16 protein-coding genes and 6 pseudogenes are annotated in these 18921 nt (G+C 62.0%); 15 read left to right on the forward strand and 7 right to left on the reverse strand.

Annotation, left to right across the window (positions count from 1 at the left end):
- Positions 1-23 precede the first annotated feature (23 nt).
- Complete coding sequence (locus tag ABMC89_RS18135) at positions 24-2966, forward strand: glycosyltransferase (RefSeq protein WP_349570500.1); 2943 nt, start codon at positions 24-26, stop codon at positions 2964-2966.
- A gap of 97 nt (positions 2967-3063) precedes the next feature.
- A complete protein-coding gene (locus ABMC89_RS18140) occupies positions 3064-4560 on the forward strand; it encodes a class I SAM-dependent methyltransferase (RefSeq protein ID WP_349570501.1) in 1497 nt (498 codons plus the stop codon).
- 6 nt (positions 4561-4566) lie between these two features.
- Here ABMC89_RS18140 and ABMC89_RS18145 read toward each other — a convergent pair whose 3' ends face one another.
- On the reverse strand, positions 4567-5235 hold the full coding sequence (locus ABMC89_RS18145) for an ABC transporter ATP-binding protein (RefSeq protein WP_349570502.1): 669 nt from the start codon (positions 5233-5235) through the stop codon (positions 4567-4569).
- A 2-nt stretch (positions 5236-5237) separates the two neighbouring features.
- Positions 5238-6425 (reverse strand): KpsE/RkpR family capsule polysaccharide export protein, encoded by a 1188-nt coding sequence (locus ABMC89_RS18150; RefSeq protein WP_349570504.1) that lies wholly within the window; start codon positions 6423-6425, stop codon positions 5238-5240.
- 101 nt (positions 6426-6526) lie between these two features.
- Here ABMC89_RS18150 and ABMC89_RS18155 point away from each other — a divergent pair, with 101 nt between their 5' ends.
- Positions 6527-7324: an ABC transporter permease gene (locus ABMC89_RS18155; protein WP_349570506.1), complete on the forward strand. Its 798-nt coding sequence runs from the start codon at positions 6527-6529 to the stop codon at positions 7322-7324.
- Positions 7325-7331: 7 nt separating this feature from the next.
- Here the strand turns inward: ABMC89_RS18155 and kdsA are convergent, their stop codons facing one another.
- From kdsA to ABMC89_RS18170, 3 genes are read right to left on the reverse strand one after another with little or no spacing between them, the layout of a single operon-like run.
- Positions 7332-8180 (reverse strand): 3-deoxy-8-phosphooctulonate synthase, encoded by an 849-nt coding sequence (kdsA, locus tag ABMC89_RS18160; RefSeq protein ID WP_349570508.1) that lies wholly within the window; start codon positions 8178-8180, stop codon positions 7332-7334.
- Positions 8177-8965: a 3-deoxy-manno-octulosonate cytidylyltransferase gene (locus ABMC89_RS18165; RefSeq protein WP_349570510.1), complete on the reverse strand. Its 789-nt coding sequence runs from the start codon at positions 8963-8965 to the stop codon at positions 8177-8179. Before ABMC89_RS18165 ends, kdsA begins: the two co-directional genes overlap by 4 nt.
- A gap of 1 nt (position 8966) precedes the next feature.
- A complete protein-coding gene (locus ABMC89_RS18170; protein ID WP_349570512.1) occupies positions 8967-9941 on the reverse strand; it encodes a KpsF/GutQ family sugar-phosphate isomerase in 975 nt (324 codons plus the stop codon).
- Positions 9942-10131: 190 nt separating this feature from the next.
- Here ABMC89_RS18170 and ABMC89_RS18175 point away from each other — a divergent pair, with 190 nt between their 5' ends.
- From ABMC89_RS18175 to ABMC89_RS18200, 6 genes and pseudogenes are all read left to right on the forward strand, one after another.
- The gene (locus tag ABMC89_RS18175; RefSeq protein ID WP_349570514.1) at positions 10132-11247 is read left to right on the forward strand and encodes a rhamnan synthesis F family protein; all 1116 of its coding nucleotides are present in this window, start codon (positions 10132-10134) and stop codon (positions 11245-11247) included.
- Positions 11248-11314: 67 nt separating this feature from the next.
- A complete protein-coding gene (locus ABMC89_RS18180) occupies positions 11315-12370 on the forward strand; it encodes a hypothetical protein (protein ID WP_349570516.1) in 1056 nt (351 codons plus the stop codon).
- A gap of 486 nt (positions 12371-12856) precedes the next feature.
- Positions 12857-12988: pseudogene (locus tag ABMC89_RS18185) on the forward strand (hypothetical protein); the annotation flags it as partial.
- A gap of 40 nt (positions 12989-13028) precedes the next feature.
- Positions 13029-13298, forward strand: a complete 270-nt coding sequence (locus tag ABMC89_RS18190; protein WP_349570534.1) for a replication initiator protein A — start codon at positions 13029-13031, stop codon at positions 13296-13298.
- Positions 13265-13456 (forward strand): annotated as a pseudogene (locus ABMC89_RS18195) (transposase); the annotation flags it as partial. The gene ABMC89_RS18190 and the pseudogene ABMC89_RS18195, both read left to right, overlap by 34 nt.
- Positions 13457-13670: 214 nt before the next feature.
- Positions 13671-14747, forward strand: coding sequence for a glycosyltransferase family 61 protein (locus ABMC89_RS18200; RefSeq protein WP_349570518.1), 1077 nt, complete (start codon positions 13671-13673; stop codon positions 14745-14747).
- 68 nt (positions 14748-14815) lie between these two features.
- Here ABMC89_RS18200 and ABMC89_RS19075 read toward each other — a convergent pair whose 3' ends face one another.
- Positions 14816-15262, reverse strand: coding sequence for a transcriptional regulator (locus tag ABMC89_RS19075; RefSeq protein WP_439655676.1), 447 nt, complete (start codon positions 15260-15262; stop codon positions 14816-14818).
- A gap of 90 nt (positions 15263-15352) precedes the next feature.
- On the opposite strand from ABMC89_RS19075, the pseudogene ABMC89_RS19080 reads away from it, so the two are divergent.
- The 6 genes and pseudogenes from ABMC89_RS19080 to ABMC89_RS19085 form a co-directional block, all read left to right on the forward strand.
- A pseudogene (locus ABMC89_RS19080) lies at positions 15353-15956 on the forward strand (IS6 family transposase); the annotation flags it as partial.
- Positions 15957-16520: pseudogene (locus tag ABMC89_RS18220) on the forward strand (Tn3 family transposase); the annotation flags it as partial.
- Positions 16521-16528: 8 nt separating this feature from the next.
- Entirely contained in the window at positions 16529-16744 is a 216-nt protein-coding gene (locus ABMC89_RS19045; RefSeq protein ID WP_350339964.1) for an IS1096 element passenger TnpR family protein, read from the forward strand.
- A 42-nt stretch (positions 16745-16786) separates the two neighbouring features.
- The gene (locus ABMC89_RS18225; RefSeq protein ID WP_349570524.1) at positions 16787-17077 is read left to right on the forward strand and encodes a hypothetical protein; all 291 of its coding nucleotides are present in this window, start codon (positions 16787-16789) and stop codon (positions 17075-17077) included.
- Positions 17078-17170: 93 nt separating this feature from the next.
- Positions 17171-17944, forward strand: coding sequence for a sulfotransferase family protein (locus ABMC89_RS18230; protein WP_349570526.1), 774 nt, complete (start codon positions 17171-17173; stop codon positions 17942-17944).
- Positions 17945-17946: 2 nt separating this feature from the next.
- Positions 17947-18063: pseudogene (locus ABMC89_RS19085) on the forward strand (IS110 family transposase); the annotation flags it as partial.
- Between the two features lie 95 nt (positions 18064-18158).
- Here ABMC89_RS19085 and ABMC89_RS18235 read toward each other — a convergent pair.
- Positions 18159-18343 (reverse strand): annotated as a pseudogene (locus ABMC89_RS18235) (transposase); the annotation flags it as partial.
- Positions 18344-18921 lie beyond the last annotated feature (578 nt).

Below are 18921 nucleotides of genomic sequence, written 5' to 3' on the forward strand. Positions count from 1 at the left end.
AGAACGACGAGGATACGCCGAAGATGAGCCAGACCGCGCCGGCACCGGACCGCTACAACCCGCGCAACCCGTGGACGAAAGCGCGCCAGACGCTGGATCTGATCGCCGCCGGGCGTCTGGATGATGCTGCGCGGCGGCTGGAGATGATCCGCTACGATGCGGGCCTGCCCGAGGAGGCTTTCGGGCTCTACGCCGCCGCGCTGGATGCCGCGCGGCGCAGCAGCGGTCTGCCGCCACGGATCAACCTGCCGTGCGACTATACCGGCAGCGCGGGTCTGGGCCTGCGCAGGCCCTTCCGGCGCGTGCCCGCCGGCACCGTCCCGCCGCATCTCTATCCCGCGGGGATGGCGCTGCCGCCTCTCGCGGGACCGCGCAACGATTATGCCTTTCTGCGCGATGCGGCCACGGTTCTGGCGCCCGCGCATGCGGCGCGCAGGCTGCGGGTCGATGTGGTGCTCGACGCGGCGCGCTGCCCCGACACGGGTGCGTTGGTCGCGGCGCTGGCCGCGCAGGACTTCGACGGCGATATCCGGCTGCATGTTCTGGCCCCCGGTGGTTTGGGCGATCTGGCGCTTCCCGATGCCCTGTCCCCGCGGATGATCGGCGACGATATTCTGGGCCTGCAGGCCAATTCGGAGCTGCGCCGGATGCTCGAGATCACCGACAGCGACATCACCGTCTTTCTGGGCGGGGAGATCACACTTGATCCCGGCTTCATGGCGCGCGCCGTTTTCCTCGCGCGCGTCAGCGACACGGTCGTCCAGCCGCTGGTCCCGTTCGAGGCGCAGGGCGATCTGCGGCCGCTGACCACATGGCTCGATGATCATGCGCTGGCCCGGTCGCGGTTCCCCTACCGTGATATGGAGGGGCTGAACTTTGTCGCGCCTACCGCCTTGATGCGCCGCGCGGGTCTGCCCGAGACGCGGTTTTCCAGCACCTTCTTCGCCGCCCGCGAGATCGCGTTCAGGATGCACCAGAAGGGGGCCTATTTCGCGCCGCTGGCGGTGCCGCATCTGGTGCGCCCGGCTGACGACGAGGTCCACTCCGGCGACGGGTCGCTCTTTGTGGCGCTGTGTCCCAGCCACTGGGATCGTAAGAAGGACGCTGCTTTCGAGCGTCCGCGCGTCAACGTCTATATCCCCGCCTATAACGCCAGCAAATACATCTGCCGCGCCGTTGACAGCGTGCTGGAACAGGACGTGAAGGATGTGGATGTGTGCATCGCCGACGACGGATCCTCCGATGGCACGGCGGATGTGCTGCGCCAGCGCTACGAGGATACCCCGCGGGTGCGGGTGCAAAGCCGTCCCAACGGCGGCATCGGCCACGCGTCGAACCGGGCGATCGCGCTGGGACGCGCGCCCTATATCGGCCAGCTCGATTCCGACGACTGCCTCAAGCCCGGCGCGGTGCGCCGCCTGATGGAGGTTCTCGACGAGAACCCGGGCGTCGTCTGCGCCTACGGCTCGTGCGAGCGCATCGACGCCAAGGGCGCCTATATGCGCGACGAATACAGCTGGCCGGTCTTCACCCGCGAGAAGATGATGATCACCTCCATCGCGCATCACTTCCGCATGTTCCGCCGCGCCGCGTGGGAACGCACCACCGGCTTTCGCGAGGACATCGTCAACGCGGTCGACTACGACATCTTCCTCAAGCTGGCCGAGACCGGAGATTTCCACCACGTGGAGGAAATCCTCTACCAGCGCCGCTGGCACGGGGAGAATACCTCGAGCGTCAACGAGGGGTTCCAGACCCGCAACACCCACGTAGTGCAGAAGGAAACACTGGGACGGCTCGGCCTTGACCGGTTCTGGCAGGTCGACGTACCCGACCCGTCCGAGCCGCGCAGGGTGAGCTACGCGCGCAAGCCCGGGGTGAAGACGGTGATGTTCTGGCCCAACTATTCGCGGGTGAATCCCTACCAGCACATGCTTTATGGTCCGATGCGCGACCGCTACGAGGTCTGCGCGGGCGATATCGACGCGGCCCTCGAGCAGATCGAGACGTTTCAGAACCCCGCCGATCTGACCTTCCACCTGCACTGGATCAATTTCGTGCTGAACGGGGTGACCGATCCGCTCGTCGCCCGCGCCGAGGTGGATCTCTTCCTGCACAAGCTGTCGCATTTCGTGGCCCTGGGCGGGCGTCTGGTCTGGACGATCCACAACACCCTGTCGCATGACACGCCCTTTGCCGAGCTTGAGCGCGAGATGTCCCCGCGGATCGCGGCGCTGGCGCACCGGTTGCATTTCCATTCCGCCGCTTCCGTCGACGAGGTTGCGCGCGCCTTCTATCTGCCGCGCGACAAGGTGGTGGTGTCGCGCCACGGCCACTACATCGGCGCCTATCCCGATTTCGTCCCCCGCGCCCGCGCCCGCGCCGAACTGGGGCTGGCGGAAGATGACGAGGTGATCCTGTTTTCGGGGCAGGTGCGTCCCTACAAAGGGGTCGAGGCGCTGATCGCGGTGTTCCGCAGCCTGCTGGCCGAACGGCCACGCGCGGTGCTGCTGATCGTCGGCGAGGTGAAATTCGATCTGCTGGGCCAGCTTGCCCCGGCGCTGAGCGAGGCCGAGCGCGCGCGCATCCGCCTGACCAACCGCTTCGTCGACGACATGGAGTTGCAGGTGTTTCTGCGCGCCGCCGACATCGCGGTCTATCCCTACCAGAACATCCTGACCTCGGGATCGCTGCTGCTTGCGCTGAGCTTTGGCGTGCCGGCGGTCGTCCCCGCCGTGGGGATGACGCGCGATGTGTTGGAAGGGCGCGATGCGGGCGCTCTCTACGATGCGGATCAGGGGCAGGACGGGCTGGCGGCGGCGCTGCGCGAGATGCTGGCGCACAAGGATTCGGGCCGTTTGGAGCAGATGTCGCGGAACGCGCGCGCGCTGGCGCAGCTGCAGTCGTGGCCCGATTTCGCGGCGGTAATCGAAGCGGCGCAGCCCGACGCACCGGGGGCCGCATGAGCCTGCGGCGCTTTTCGGGGCAGGGCAGGGGAGATGCGTGTTCTCACGCGCTCCGGTGTGGGATAAAAGCGGCCCGAACGGGCCAGCGGAGGCATGGATGACAACGATCGCAAAATCTTCTGACAAGGGGCGGGACCTGCCGGTTTCGGGCACCGATATCGTGGCCCCGCTGTCGAGCCGTGAATTGTTCTGGCGCGCCCGCTATACCCGCGGCACCGAGGCGCTTGCCCATCTGCCGCTGTTGTTCTGGCTGGTGACGGACCTGCGCCCGGGCCGGTCGGTGACGGTGGGCATCGATACCGGGGTTCTGCATTTCGGCCTGTGCCAGGCGCTGGACAAGAACGGATACGACGGGGTCTGCTACGGCTTCGGGACATGGAAGGATGCCGAAGAGGTGCCCGCGGCCCTGCGCGAGCACAATGCACGGGAATACGACGACATGTCCTATCTGTCGGTGGCCGACGTGTCCGGCGCGGCCGACGGCTTCGGCGAGACCAGCGTCGACCTGCTGGTCTGCGAGAGCCGGCTGGACGGCGACGAGATCGATGCACTGATCGCGTTGTGGCTGCCGCGCATGACCGCCCGCGGGGTGATCGTGCTGTCGGGCGGGCAGGCGCAGCCGGGTCTGTTGTCGCGCAGGCTTTCCGCGCAGGGCATCGACGTGCCGGCGGTGCATTTCGAATTCGGCGGCGGTCTCGATATCCTGCTGGTGGGCGATACCCCGTCCGAGCGGATGGGCCATCTGGCCGGTCTGGACGGCGACAGCAGCGTGATGCGCAGTGTCGAACGGGTGCTGTCGCGCATGGGTGCGTTGCACGTCAACGAATGGCGCGCCACCGACAAGGCGGAATGGGCCCGCAAGCTGTCGGGTGAAGTGACCGAGGTCCGCGCCGCGCGCGACCGCGCACAGGCCCGTCTGGAAGAGCTGGAAAAGGCCACCGCCGCACAGGCCGAGCGGATCGAGAAGGCCGCCACGCTCGAAGAGAAACACGCGCTGAGCAGTGCCGCCGTGCAGCAGCTGACCCAGCGCGCCACCGATCAGGAACGCGAGATCGAAACCCTGCGCGCCGAGCTGGAACAGACCCGCACGGCGCTGGAACAGAGCAAGGAAGAAGGCACGACGCAGGCCGCCGTCCTGCGCGACGCGCTCGCCGAGGCCAAAACATCCGCCGACAGCGTCGAGCGCGCGCGCGCTGCGGCGGCGCTGGAGCTTGGGCAGGCCCGCGCGGCACTGGCCGAGGCCGAAGAGGCGCTCGAGGCCCTGCGCGGCGCGGGGGGCGGGACGATCGTTTCGCAAACCGGGCTGGCGGATCTGACGGCCCACCTTGAAACGGTCCAGCAGGAGGTGCTGGGCCTGCGTCACGATGCCAAGCGCGCGCAGCAGGAGATCGAGACGCTCCAGACCTACCGTGACAAGCTTCTGGCCAGGATCCGCACGCAGGACCGGCAGATCAAGGAGATGGAGACGCACAAGAACGCGCTGAGCGCGGACCGCGACGCCCTGCGCCACACGATGAACGAGATGATGCGCAGCAGCTCGTGGCGCCTGACCTCGCCGCTCCGGCGGGCGCGCTCGGCGCTCGGCAAGGGCTGAGCGGGCTCAGCCCGGGGGGGCCTTGCGCATGTTGAACTCGTGCCGCTCGATGCCCTCTTCGAGGTCGCGGTAGTAGCGCATCCGCCCGTCTTCCAGCACCACCGCGGCGTCACAGACGTTGCGGATGTCACCCAGCGAGTGGCTGACAAAGACCGCGCTGCTGTTGCGCATCCGGTCGAGGAAGATTTCCTTGCTCTTTTCCTTGAAGGCCGCGTCGCCCACGGCGGTGACCTCGTCCACGAGATACCAGTCGAAGTGGATCCCCATCGAGCAGGCAAAACCGAGCCGCGAGCGCATGCCGGAAGAATAGGTGTGCACCGGCTGGTGGAAATGCCCGCCCAGTTCCGAGAACCTGCGCACGAATTCGGTCAGCTCTTCGGTATCTACACCGTAGACCCGCGCCAGAAAGCGGATGTTCTGTGCGCCGCTCATGTCGCGGTTGAAGCTGCCCATGAACCCCACGGGCCACGACACGGTGCCGTCGATCTCGATGGTGCCGCTGTCGGGCTGGATGGCGCCCGCGATCATCGACAGCAGGCTTGATTTGCCCGCCCCGTTGCGGCCCAGCAGGGCAATGGATTTCCCGGTGGGAAAATTCATCGTCGCGTTGCGCGCGATGGTCTTGTGGTTGCCCTTGAGATGGTAGGTCTTGGTGACATTCTTCAGCCGGATCATGATCAGCGGCGATCCTTGAGGCTGTAGCCGATCAGCACGAGGATCGTCCAGACGCCCATCAGGATCAGCGTGATGATCAGCATCACCATGGTCCGGTCGGGATAGCGCGGCGTCTCGGGCAGGGTGGGGCGCAGGTAGGCGGCCAGATAGCGGCTTTGCCGACGGGCTTCGGCGACGGCGCTGTTATAGGCCGACAGCGCCGAGATATAGGCTTCCTCGGCGAATTTCGTATCCACCGCGAGGCTTTCGAAGGTGCCGAACAGATCGGCGTAATCCTCCGTGCCGGGGCCGGAATTGGCGTTGTCCGCCCCCGCGCGCCCGCCCAGTTTCTGGCGTTCGTCGGCGATACGGCGTTCGATCACCTCGATCCGGCGGCGGGTCTGCGCGATCCGCGGATCGTTGGTGGCCTGTTGCAGATCCTCGTCGATCAGCGATTCCGCCAGCTGCGCCTGGAGCGAGCTCAGCACGCCCATCTGGCTCTGGATGTCGATGGCCGGATCGACCACCTGCGTCTCGTTGCGGAACCGCGTCAGCGCCGAGCGCGCCTGCTTGAGCCGCTCGACCGCCTCGTCCAGTTCCTCGCGTGCGTAGAGCGTCGCATCCGCGCGCGCGATGCTGGACAGCTCGTTGATCATCGCGCTCGATTCCTCGAAGATCTGCTGCGCGATAGCGTAGGCGTCCTGCGGGTCGAAGGCGCGGACCTCGACCTCGATCAGCCCGTTGCCGGAGGTGAAATAGAGCCGCACCATCCGTTCCCAGTAATCCACCTTGTCCTCGATGCTGGCATCGGGCGCGAGCCGGTAGATCGGATCGTTCTCGGGTTTGCTGTAGATTTCGGTCAGGTTCATCTTTTCGTCGATGGCACGCACCAGTTCCTGGCTCTGGATGAACTCATACAGGATGTCGATGTCCGAGGAGCTGGCCGAGGACAGGCTGCTCAGCCCGCCCAGCAGTTCCATCGCGGATCCCGCCTCTTCCTGTCGAACGGTGAAGCCGACCTTGGAGGCATATTGATCCGCGGCGCGCGTATAGAGGTACCACGCCGTCACAAGGGCCGGCAGCACCACGCAGACCAAGAAGCTGACCATGACAATGATATGGCGGGGCCGGATCCGCGCGGGGCCGGCGGGTCTGAGGCTGGCAGCAACGGGGGCGGCCGCGTCCGGCTGCGGTTTTGTCTGCGTTGTCACGAGGGGGTGTTCCGATCATTAAGGCTGTATCGCTCTTGCATAGTGTTTGTAACCTCCGCTACCCCTGATTTCCAGATGTAGCCGCAGACCGGAGCGCCAAGATGTCCTTTCCCGCCGCGCAAAGACCGGGGCCGCCCCGCTTTCGCACGTTCCGATCCATCAGCGCGCTGATCCTGCGCGAGATGAGCACCCGCTACGGGCGCTCTCCGGGGGGATATTTGTGGGTCATTCTGGAGCCTGTGGCGGGTGTGGCATTGCTGACACTGATATTCACGCTGATCTCGCGCACCCCGCCGCTGGGGGTGAGTTTCCCGATCTTCTACGCCACGGGGATGCTGCCGTTTACTGCCTATGTTGCGATTTCGGGACTGGTGGCCGGCGCGGTGCAGTTTTCGCGCGCGCTGCTGAACTATCCGGCGGTCAGCTTCATGGATGCGCTGCTGGCGCGGTTCCTGCTGACATCTGTGACTCATATTTTGGTCATGGTCCTCGTGCTCACAGGAATCGTGATGATCTATGACCTGAAACTGATCATCCAGTTCAACTATGTCTTCGCCGCGATTGGGCTGCTTTTGCTGCTGGCCTTCTCGATCGGGGTGGCGAACTGTTTCCTGTTCACGCGGTTTCCGCTCTGGCAGAGTTTCTGGAACATCCTCAACCGGCCGCTGTTTTTGCTCTCTGGGGTGTTTTTCTTACCTGAAAACCTACCCGAGGGCGCGCGCGAATACATCGTATGGAACCCGTTAATTCACATAACAGGTCTTATGAGAAAAGGATTCTATCCCACTTACGATGCCCCCTACGTCGATACGATCTACGTGATGGGCGTGTCCTTTATCGTTGGCAGCCTCGGGCTGTGGTTCCTGATCCGCTATCACAAGGATCTTGCCCTGCTCTGAGGCCCCTTCAGTCGAGCGCGATCTTGGCCTGGGATTTGGTCAGGTCGTCGAGGGCGCGCAGCTGGCCGATCAGCGCCTCCATACGGTCCACGGGGATCATGTTAGGCCCGTCCGAGGGCGCATTGTCGGGGTCTTCGTGGGTCTCGATGAACAGTGCCGAGACCCCCACCGCCACCGCCGCGCGCGCCAGCACCGGCGCAAATTCGCGCTGCCCGCCCGAGGTGGTGCCCTGACCGCCGGGCTGCTGCACCGAATGGGTCGCGTCAAAGACCACCGGATAGCCGGTGCGCGCCATCGTCGGCAGGCCGCGGAAATCACTGACCAGCGTATTGTAGCCGAACGATGTGCCCCGGTCGCACAGCATGATCCGTTCGTTGCCCGTGCTGGCGATTTTCTGCGCCACGTTGCCCATGTCCCACGGTGCCAGGAACTGCCCTTTCTTGACGTTGATCGCGCAACCCGTTTCCCCCGCGGCCAGCAACAGGTCGGTCTGGCGGCACAGGAACGCGGGGATCTGGATCACATCCACCACCTCGCCCGCAGGGGCGCATTGGGCGGCGTCATGCACATCGGTCAGGATCGGGCAGCCGAATTCGTCGCGGATCTTGTCGAGAATGCTCAGGCCCTCGTCGATGCCCAGGCCCCGCTGGGTGGTGATCGAGGAGCGGTTGGCCTTGTCGTAGCTGGCCTTGAAGATGAACCGTGTCCCCGTCGGTGCGCAGGCCGCGGCAATGCGCTCGGCCATCATCCGCGCGTGGTCAAGCGATTCCAGCTGGCACGGTCCGGTAATCAGCGCAAGAGGGTGCGTGCCACCGACGGGAATGCCGGAAATGTCGATGGGATTCGTCTCTATCATTGGGTTTCCAGTGCTTTTTCGATCCGCGCCACATCGGACGGGTTGTTGAGTTCCCAAAAGACACGGCCGCGCGCGTCGACCTCTACACAGGCAACGGGAATGCCCGTGTAGAGAAACCGTAGCTGTTCGAGCCCTTCGAGGGTTTCCAGCGGGCTGACGGGGGTCTCCACGTAGCGGCGCAGCGCATCGGGGCGGTAGGCGTAGACGCCCACGTGGTGGAAGACGGGGATCGGCTCGGTCACCTTTCCGGGGTCGATGTAGGGCAGCACTTCCTTGGAGAAATAGAGCGCGCGGCCCTGCGCGTCGAAGACGGCGGTGGTGCCGCCCACGCGGCCCTGCGCGCGGTCTTCCTTCAGGGCGTCATAGGTTGCCCGGTCGCAGCGCAGCACCGGCGTGGCCATCTGGATGGTGTCGTCAGCGGCCATGGCGTCGATCAAAGCCTCGACGAACCACGGCGGGGTCAGCGGTGCATCGCCCTGGAAATTGATCACCAGATCCGCGTCGATCCCGGCGTTGGCGAGTGCCTCGGCCACCCGCGCGGTGCCGTTCTCGCGTTCGGGGGCGGTCATCACCACATCGGCGCCGAAGGCGCGCGCGGCCCCGGCGATGCGGTCGTCATCGGTCGCCACATAGACGGCATCGACACCGCGGATCGCACGGGCGGCGGTCCAGCTCATCTCGATCAGGGACTTTTCGCTGCCGTCGCGCTGGCGCAGGCTGACCAGCGGTTTGCCGGGATAGCGGGTAGAAGCGTAGCGCGCGGGAATAAAGACAACGGTTTTCATCTCAGACGACCCCCGCCCGCAACAGATCATGGATGTGCAGCACCCCCAGCGGCCGGCGGTCCGCATCGGTGATAAGCAGTACGCTAAGCTTGCGCTCATTGAGCACCGCCAGCGCCTCGGCAGCCAGCGTGTCGGGGCCCAGCATCAGTGGATCACGGGTGGCGATGTCGCGCGCGCGGCGTTCCATCAACCCTTGCATGTTGCGCCGCAAGTCGCCGTCAGTGATCGCACCGGCCACGCGCCCGTCCTCGACCAGCACCCCGATGCCGAGGCTTTTCGTGGTCATCTCCAGCAGCACATCACCCATCGGGGCGTCGGCGGGCAGGATCGGCATCTCCGCCCCCGAATGCATCAGGTCGGACACGCGGCGCATCTGCGCGCCCAGCTTGCCGCCGGGGTGGTAGACGTTGAAATCCTCGGCGACAAAGCCGCGCCGCTCCATCAGCGCGACGGCCAGCGCGTCACCCATTGCCAGCGTCAGGGTGGTCGATGTGGTGGGCGCCATGCCGATGGGGCAGGCTTCGGGCGCGCGGGGCAGTGTCAGGCGGTAGTCGGCGGCCTGCATCAGGGTCGAGCCCGCGTTCGACGAAATACCGATCATCGGGATCGAGAACCGCTGCGTGTGATAGACGATGTCGCGCAGCTCGGCGGTTTCGCCGGAGTTCGAGATCAGGATGCAGACATCGCCCTTGCCGATCATGCCCAGATCGCCGTGGCTGGCCTCGGTGGCGTGGACGAAATAGGACGGTGTCCCTGTCGAGGCGAGAGTGGCCGCGATCTTGCGCCCGATATGGCCGGATTTCCCGACGCCCGACACGATCACTCGGCCGGGGCTGGCGAGGATCGCGTCGATGGCGGGGGCGAAATCAGCGGGCAGTTCGGCGGCCATCTGCGACAGCGCGCGGGCCTCGATCTCGAGCACACGCCGCGCGCAAGCAAGGCTGTCAGACGTAGGTGAGGGGCTGGCTTGGTTCATAGACCGGTTATTCCGTCATGTTTGAGGCTTCGCGCAGTGGGCATTGATCGCCTTTCCCTAGCACAGCATGGCGAGGGGGCAACAGTATTTCGGGCAGCCCCCGTCGCCCTGCGCGGTTTGGGCTTCAAACGGGCGGGAAAACCGCAGTATAGAAGGGCGGCACAGCGGCACCGGAGAGAAGGCCACAGATATGATCGATACCGTGCTGCGCAAGGTGGCCACCGTGCTGCGCTATCTGTTTCCCTCTGCGCGCGAACGTGCCTACCTGCGGGTGATCGCCCGCGAGGGCGGGTTCGACCGCGCCTTTTACCTGCGCGCGCATCCCGGTCTGCACCCGCTGTTCCGGCTGATGCCCGCGCGGCACTATATCCAGCACGGCGAGGCCAAGGGCCTGAGCCCCAACGGCCGGTTTTCGCCGCGCGCCTATCTCTATCACAATCCCGATCTCGATCCCGACAGCACCCGTCCCCTGCTGCACTACCTGCAAACGGGCCGCGACGAGGCGCGCACGGCCCTTCTGGAGCACGGCTCGGTGCCGCTGCCCGATCTGCCACCCGCGCCCGCGCCCGCAGCCGATCCCGCGCCGGTCGCGGTGGTGGTGCATCTCTACTATCTCGATATGTGGGACGAATTTGCCGAAACGCTGGCGAACCAGCACTTTGCCTTCGATCTGTGGGTGACGCTGAACGACGATGGCAGCGGGGCCGCAGCAGCGCTGCGTGCGCGGATCCTCGACCGGTTTACTCGCGCACGGGTACATCTGCTGCCCAACCACGGGCGCGATATCTTTCCTTTCGTGTGGCTAGCCAGCGGCGGCGCGCTGTCTGCATACGCTGCCGTATGCAAGCTGCATTCCAAGAAATCCCCCCACCGCGACGATGGCGACGACTGGCGGCGTGACCTGACGCGCGGAGTACTGGGCGATCCGGTGCGCACTGCCGCTCGGCTGGAGCGGTTTCTGGCGCATCCGCGCGCGGGGTTCTGGGTCGCCCCGGGCCAGCGGTTCGAGGGCGACGCCCACTGGGGCGTGAACCTCGACCGTGCCCGCGCCTTGCTGGCGGCCCGCGAGCGCGCCCTGCCCGATGCCCCGCTGGTGTTTCCCGCAGGCTCGATCTACTGGGCGCGCCGCGCGGTGGTGCAGTCTCTGGCCGGTCTGGACCTCGGGGCGGCGGATTTCGAACCCGAACAGGCGCTGGTCGACGGCACCACGGCCCACGCGATCGAGCGGCTGATGGGCAGCCTGGCGCAGGCGCTGGATCGCGAGGTTCTGACCACGGACGACCTCGACGCGCAGACGGAGGTCTGAGACGGCTGGTATTTGCGCGGCCCTTCGACCATATACGGTCCAGTTCGATCCAATTACGCGGCAGGTCATGGCCAGAGTCTTTCTTCATATAGGCGCACACAAGACCGGCACGAGCTATCTACAGGCGATGTTCCACAACAACCGTGCCCTTCTGGCGCAGCACGGCCTGCATTATCCCGACATCGGTCCCAACAACGCCCACCACGCGCTGGCCGCTCCCTGGCTGAGCACCCCCGACATCCCCGACAGCTTTTTCGGCAGTCGTGGCCGGGCGGGCCCGTGGGACATGCTGACCGAACGCTACGCCCGTGCGCCGGGAACCGTCTTTCTGTCGGCCGAGAATTTCAGCCGTGTGCGCCCGCAGCGGGTGAACATGCGCGAACTGGCCGACAGGCTGCGCCCCTTCGACGAGGTGCGCATCGTCTATACCATGCGCCAGCAGGCCGATCTGGTGCAGTCGCTGTGGATGCAGGTGGCCAAGGGCGACCGGGTGCCGCTGTTGCGCAAATACGTCGAGACCGCGCTGGAGGACCGCCGCGGCGCGGGCGTGCCGATCGACCATACTTCGGTCTATTCGGACCTTCTGACAGGATTCGATCCGCAGCAGATCCTGCTGGTCGATTACAACAGCCTGCGCCGCGCCGAAGGCGGCATCGTGGGACATTTCCTGCGCCTGATGGGGTGTGATCTGGATGCGGATGCGCTGGCGCCGCTGACATCGATCGAACGGGCCAATGTATCGCCCGATCCGATAGCGCTTTACATGGCGACCGAAGTCACCCGCCAGCAGGTGCCCCCGGCAGAGCTGGTGGCGCTGATCGCGCAGGTCGTACGCCCCGCAGGATCGCCCCCCGCCAGCCTGCTGAGCCGGTCCGAATACAACAAGATGCGCAACCGCTTTGTCCATTCCAACACCACGCTGGCCGAGCGGGTGCAACCGGTACAGCCGGGGTTCACCTTCGATCCGGGCCGGGTGCCCGCCGACCTGTTCTGCCGCGACGATCTGACGGCGGAACACTGGAAACGGGTGGCACAGGCGCTGTTCGCGCCTCCCCCGCCGCCGCAGCACGATATGGCCGACACGGTGCCCTCGCTGCTGCGCAGGTTTCTGCCGGGAGGCTAGCTCTTAATAGCGCGCCCAGAGACAGGGATCCACTGCTGACGCCACAACTCCCTATACGGCATTTTCGCGGGTATAGCGTTTGCCGCCTTTCGGGGAGGTCGATTTAAAGTTTTGGGGAGCGTCTAAAAGCTTTGTTGCACAAATATTGTGGAGTGTTCGTCTCATAGTCCAGCAGTACAGACGCAGGTATTATCAATGAGGCACTCCTCTGCCCTAGGTGTTTGATCCCATGGTTTGATGGTGCGATCCTTTCTCAGGAATGGAAGGAAGCATTATGAGGTGCCCCAAGTTTCCTAGACACCTGCCTGTTCCAGTTGTAGCTGTCTGGTTTCGAAGTCAACGGGCGACAGCATGCCCTCCTCCGTCTGATTCTCAGTTAAACTGGTTGGGAAGAACCCGATAGACCAAAGGCCAACCATGCATTAACATTCAAACTGGACCACCCGACGGGGGCACTCCAGCGGCGTTCAGTTCGGAAAACGCCCCGCCCTTACTGAAAATCAGATCATAGAGCTGCGTGACAAACGCGCGAACGGCACCTTGATCAAAGATCTCATGGCCCACTATCACCTCTCAAAGGCCACCATCTACCGCTACCTCACCAAGACTGAAGCCTGAACTCAACTCCAGAGCCCCAATCCGGCCTTACCGCCCTATTCTGCACCGAGCCGGAGTCGACCCCCTATCGACCAAGCCTGATCATCAGCCTCGCCGCTACGAGGATGAAAGCGGCAAGAATTATGTCGAGGTTCGCCCCTCTTCGGATGGTCTCGCCACGATCCATGATCGCGATGTCCTGATCTATTGCATTAGTCAGGTTATCGCTGCGCTCAACGAGGGGCGACAAGTGCAGCGGGTGGTGCGGCTCAAGGCTTACGATATGCTCAAGGAACCGACCTACCCAAAGAGATGGCTGACTGGTCACTGAGCAGCCTCCAAACAAGGCTGATCAAAACCGGAGCGAGGGTGGTGCGTCATGCTCGGGCCATTACGGTCCAACTGGCCGAAGTCGCGGTCAGCGGTGACCTGTTCAACCGCATTCTGGCCGCCATACATCGCCTGCGCTCACCACCGGTTCCCGGATGATGACGTCAGCAACAAAATCTGAGGAAAAGTGGCTCGACCGGTCTACCCAAAGGACTGTCGATCAGCCCAAGAACTACATCAAACCCGCCGCCGAGGCCAGAAAGCATGCTCAGTTCACGCGTGAGGTGCCCCAACCACGGCACAGCGGGCGCGAAAAACTTGATCTTGATGCAAAACGGTATCAAAATCAATAGGTCGGCGTTCTACTTGGGGAATGTCGGTTAAATATGCCGATAACTTAATGGGAACTATTATGCCGCTATCTAAGCAAAGCTATGATGCGTACTGTCGTCGCGACACTGTACAAGTTTTGCACAGTGAGACTTATTCTGGTCAAAACTGGACGGAAAAACTCCTTACTCATCAAAATATTCGCCTTGTGGAAGTGTTGCAAGGCATCACAAATGCTCATTTTCATCTGATTGACCCAGTCGCTAGTGTTTATATAGCCGATCAACAGAACTCCCGTTTTTCCAGTCCACTTAAAAGTTGGGTCGAAGAAAACGGAACAATTCAGATACCACATGAGCAGGTGTATCAGGAGGAAACCGCGCTGATAATCGGTGGAATGAAGAACCACTGGCATTTTCTGATCAACTTTCTTCCCAGGTTGATCATGGCGCGTAAAATAATGGGGTCAAGTTTTGAGGATCTCGATTGCGTTGTCATTCACGAAGCCACTCCAATGCAGCAGGATTTTCTTGAACGGCTTTTTCCAGACGTGGTCTTTCGTCAAATTCCGGCTGGTAGCACTGCGGCCTATGGATTTAAGAGTATGTTTTATTTAGATTTTCCTAAGAATACATTGCTATGCCCCGAAATTCTGTCTTTGACCCGCGCAGTCGTTTTGGAAGCCTACGAGCCCCGTCCGACAGATCTGGCGGCTGGTATCTTCGTAGACCGTAATCCTGACATCCCGCGGCGGCGGCTGGCGGGGAGGGCAAATAAACTAGCCATCTTTGAAGAGCATGGAATCACACCTATTTTTTGTGAGGACTACAATTTTAGCCAACAGATCGCATTATTTCATGGAGCTGATTTTGTGGCAGGTCTTCATGGAGCCGGTATGTCAAATATATTATTCTGTCGCGTTGGAACACCTGTATTGATCATTGACTACAAGTGGCCATCCGAAATGTATGCCCTCGCACAAGCGCTTGATCTGCGGCCGTTACCAATCCTCGCTGAAAAAGTTTATAACAAAACAGTTGAAATGCGTCTAAGAGACCTGGAAATAACGCCAAAACAACTGGATGCGGCATTAACAGCACTGAAAGCCCTCACAGATTAACTATAATTACTTAATCTCACTTCCTTTGGCCGTATAGCCTTCCAAAAACCACCGCTTTTTGAATAGCCTTACCGGTCGATCCCATACCCTCGGTCGCGATGGGTTTCCCGCTCAATCTCCTGCTGGCGTTCCAGCTCTTTCACCAATTCCTGCTCTCTCGCGGCTTCCTGCGCGACGGTTCGCTCCTCAGCCTCTCGGCCGTCACGCATCGCTGCTGCACGGTCGGCCACGGCGCTGGGATCGATCCCCGCCGCTGCATCGCGCAGCCGCGTAGCAAGATCAGGCTCCTGCTCTCGACCGTCGCGGCCACCAGCAAGCGCCAATTCCGACTGCCCAGCCCCCAGACGTGTCGATGTTCTGATCGAGAACGACGAGATCGACGCTTTTTTCGCGCAGGGTTTCGGCGATCTGGCAAAGGTGCAACGTGGACCGGGCCAATCTGTCGATGCGCGTGACGATAGGGCGTGTTCCGAGCCGCCGTTGATCTGTGCAACACGGCTATGGTCAAGCCGCATATGTTGTAGTAGGCGACCGGCGCAGCGCGGTTGCCTGGCTGCGGGAAACCTTTGGCAATGACCATGCACGGGCGTTCAGGCTTGCCAATCATATCCTATCAGGATGTGGTCGATCTTCTGGCAGAGCGGGATGTCACCGTTGACCGATCGACCATCTATCGCTGGGTTCAGAAGTTCGGTCCCGAATTGACCAAGCGCACTGAGAAACATTTGCGCCGGGCGAGTGTCGACTGGCATGTGGACGAAACTTACGTCCGCGTTGGTGGCAAGTGGCGCTATCTCTGGCGCGCCATCGATGCCAACGGCCAGATGGTCGACTTCCGCCTCACCGCGCGCCTCGATGCAAAGGCTGCAAGGGCCTTTCTGAACAAGGCCATCGAGCGTGTTCGGCTGCATCGGCCTGTTGCGATAATAACCGACAAGGCGCACAGCTATCGACGCGTCATTCGTGAGATCAATCAATCGCCGATATGATCCTCACTTTGACAGCATCCGGCATATCGATCGAAAGTGGCGAAACAACCTGATCGAGAGCGATCACGCGGCCATGAAACGACTGCTCGGATACCGGCAGAGCTTTCGATCCTTGCGATCGGCCAAGGCGACACTCAGCGGCATTGAGACAATCAAACGCGGACACATCCATCACAAGCTACCAGGCGTCAAAGGCCCGGCAGGCATGCGTGCAAACTTGCCCAATCTCGCCCCGATCCTATCGGACGTGGTCGATTGGGATGAGATCGCCCGGCAATACGACGAGATGGTGAAGTACGCTGCCGCGATGCAGGTCGGAACGGCAGATCCAGAAGCAATCCTGCGCCGGTTCGCGCGAACCGACGTGTTGCATCCGACCTACAAGGCGCGGGCGGAGTTGGGCCGTGGCATCAAGACGATCTTCCTCTGCCGGTGTCTGCGGCTTGAATCCTTCCGCCGCGAAATCCACGAGGGTCTGAATGTCGTGGAGAACTGGAACAGCGCGAACGGGTTCGTGTTTTTCGGCAAAGGCGGTGAGATCGCGTCCAATCGCATCGCCGATCAGGAGATCTCGGCTCTGGCGCTGCAACTGGTCCAGGCATCGCTGGTCTATGTCAACACGCGCATGGTCCAGTCGGTGCTCTCCGATCCAGTCTGGGCGGCACGCCTGTCATCGGAAGATTACCGCGGCCTGACCCCGCTGATCTACCTGCACATCAATCCCTACGGTCGATACGAGGTCGATCTGGACAACCGGATCGATTTCGATCGGCTGGCCGCATAGAGGCGCGAATGGCGAAAAAAGCCCCCCAAGTTCTACGGTTGAAAATCACCCTTGAACATTTGAACCCTGCGCCGTGGCGGGAGATCGAGATCAGGTCGGACAAGACCTTGCCCCATTTGCACGATGCCATTCAGGCGGCATTCCTATGGTATGACATGCACCTGTGGGATTTCGCGATCGGTGACCGAAAATACCATATAGAGTTTTCAGAACCACTATGTTAGCAGACCCCCAATTCCGCATCCTCTTTCACGAAAGCCGTTGGCGTGACTTCACCCCTTGTCGCTGAAAAACCCGTCACCGCTGTTCCGGACAACCGCGACGTCGCCCGTCGCGTCCTGACCGTGGAAGGTGACGCCCTGTTCTATTTTGCCGATAATCTGCCGGAGGATTTCGAAGCAGCGGTCGAGAAGATCCTTGCCTGCACCGGTCACCGCCAGGGACGGCATCCGCCTGCCCGGCAAACCCAACCGCTTCCCCAGCAACTGCGCAGCGCCTGGGGCTACAACCAGATCGACACGGATATCGCGGTGGGATGGGCGCCGCGCCCGCAGTAGGGCACGAATGACAACCCGACCCGTGCCTCGCGCGGCGGGTCACCAGGTACATGAGGACACGATTCCGCAATGCAAGAGATTCCGATATTTCACATGGCCAGCTTCTCCCGCTCCGGCGAGACGCTGCTGCAGCGCTGCCTGAACGCACATCCCGATATCGAAGTCGTGCATCAGATCATGGCAAGGGACATCCCCGAGGATCTCGAAGTCTTCGACAAGTTCACGCAACGCAAGGAACAGCACATCGACATCGATGCGCCGCTCCTGAAGCACCGCAATCTGAAACCCTCTTCGGTTCTGCTGCTGAAGAACGCGGTCTGGGTACACGGCCATCCGCGCCGCGGCTTCACCCTAGTACGAAATCCGTTTTCGCTGATCGCCAGCTCCTACCGTGAGGCACCGCCGCCCGACCAGGCCAAACGCCAGCGCGCCCAGCAGATCCGCTGGGCGCGGGGCATCGACCCCAAGATGATCAACATGATGGATGGCTCGAAGACGATCCACGGCTTCCTCGCGCTTTACAGCCGCAAGATGCTGCAGGACCGCCGTGACGGGCTGCCCTTCGTGCGTTACGAGGATTTCGTGGCTGAACCCGAGCCCTGGCTGCGCAAGATCGTGGCCCATCTGGGTTTGCCGTGGAGCGACCGGGTGATGAAATCGCACGAGGATTATGCCAAGGGTCTCAAGGGGCACGGCGGCATCAAGCTGTGGCAGCCGATCAACCAAGGCTCGACCAACAAATACAAGGCAATGAGCGAGGCGGTGAAAGCACATATCTATGGGCTCACCCATGAGGTGCTGCACCAATACGGCTATACCTGGGACGGAGAGACCCTGGGACTGCGCGCGGTTGACGGCATGCTTTAGCTTCGGCACTGGTAAGCCAGATGCGCGGTCTACTGCTGGATCGCGGCATACCGATTGCCTTGTCAATCGGCCGTGCGCGGCGCGCTATCCCGGAGATCCTCGAAGACCTGACGAACGGACGACTGCAATGTTCCGTGGTGGCCCGCGCAGGATGAACAGGTCGGTGAGAGCGTCGATGACATCGGTCGAGTTCAGCTTTCGCTTCACCCGGATTCCAGCGATTGTAGAGCGTCTTGTGCGGGCTATAGGCGCGTCATGCCATCGTAAGCCATTGCGACTTATGAAGATAATCCCACTCAACACGCGCTGGTCATCGACGCGGGGTTTGCCGTGGGATTTCGGGAAGATGGGTTCAAGACGCGCCATCTGCGCATCCGTCAGCCAGAAAAGATCAGACATGTTCACCGCTTGATTTTCGAACTGTGAATCACGCACCTACGCGAAAACCAATGGGTCCTGACCCTAAGGATATAGCTTCTTCTTCTATAAGATTTGCGAAGGACTTAAGCCGACTTCACTAAGTTTCCAACGCGCCCAACGCCCCTCCTTGTACTAAGATAAACTGAACTTGTAGCGACTTAGGATGGGGTCTCACCTAGTTGCCGCTTAGTCAGGACGTAGAAAAGGGGGGTGTGGTTGGCAGTAAGGTGTTGTGCGCCCTCGGCCTCAAGTACTTGGTGATTCAGAACCGTTTTAGACTGTATCAGGAAGTGTCTGATGTTCTTGGGTCGTGATCTAGCAAATGAATTTCACCGATTTCCTCCCCCATCGCATAAAATCCAGCATGGCTGGTTGAAATGAGAGAAAACCCCGTACTAACCCCGTATTAACCCCGTAAGAAAATCAAGGATTTTCACTCTTATATTAACCAGCCTACCTCTGAAATCTAAGCCGCTCCCCGAAAATCGGGTAGTGACGTAAGCTACAATGGTAATCCCCCCCCCTAAAATTAGCGGTGTTCCAAAGTAGAATTTTCT

The sequence above is a fragment of the Sulfitobacter sp. HNIBRBA3233 genome (genome assembly GCF_040149665.1).
GTDB classification, from domain to species: Bacteria; Pseudomonadota; Alphaproteobacteria; order Rhodobacterales; family Rhodobacteraceae; genus Sulfitobacter; species Sulfitobacter marinivivus.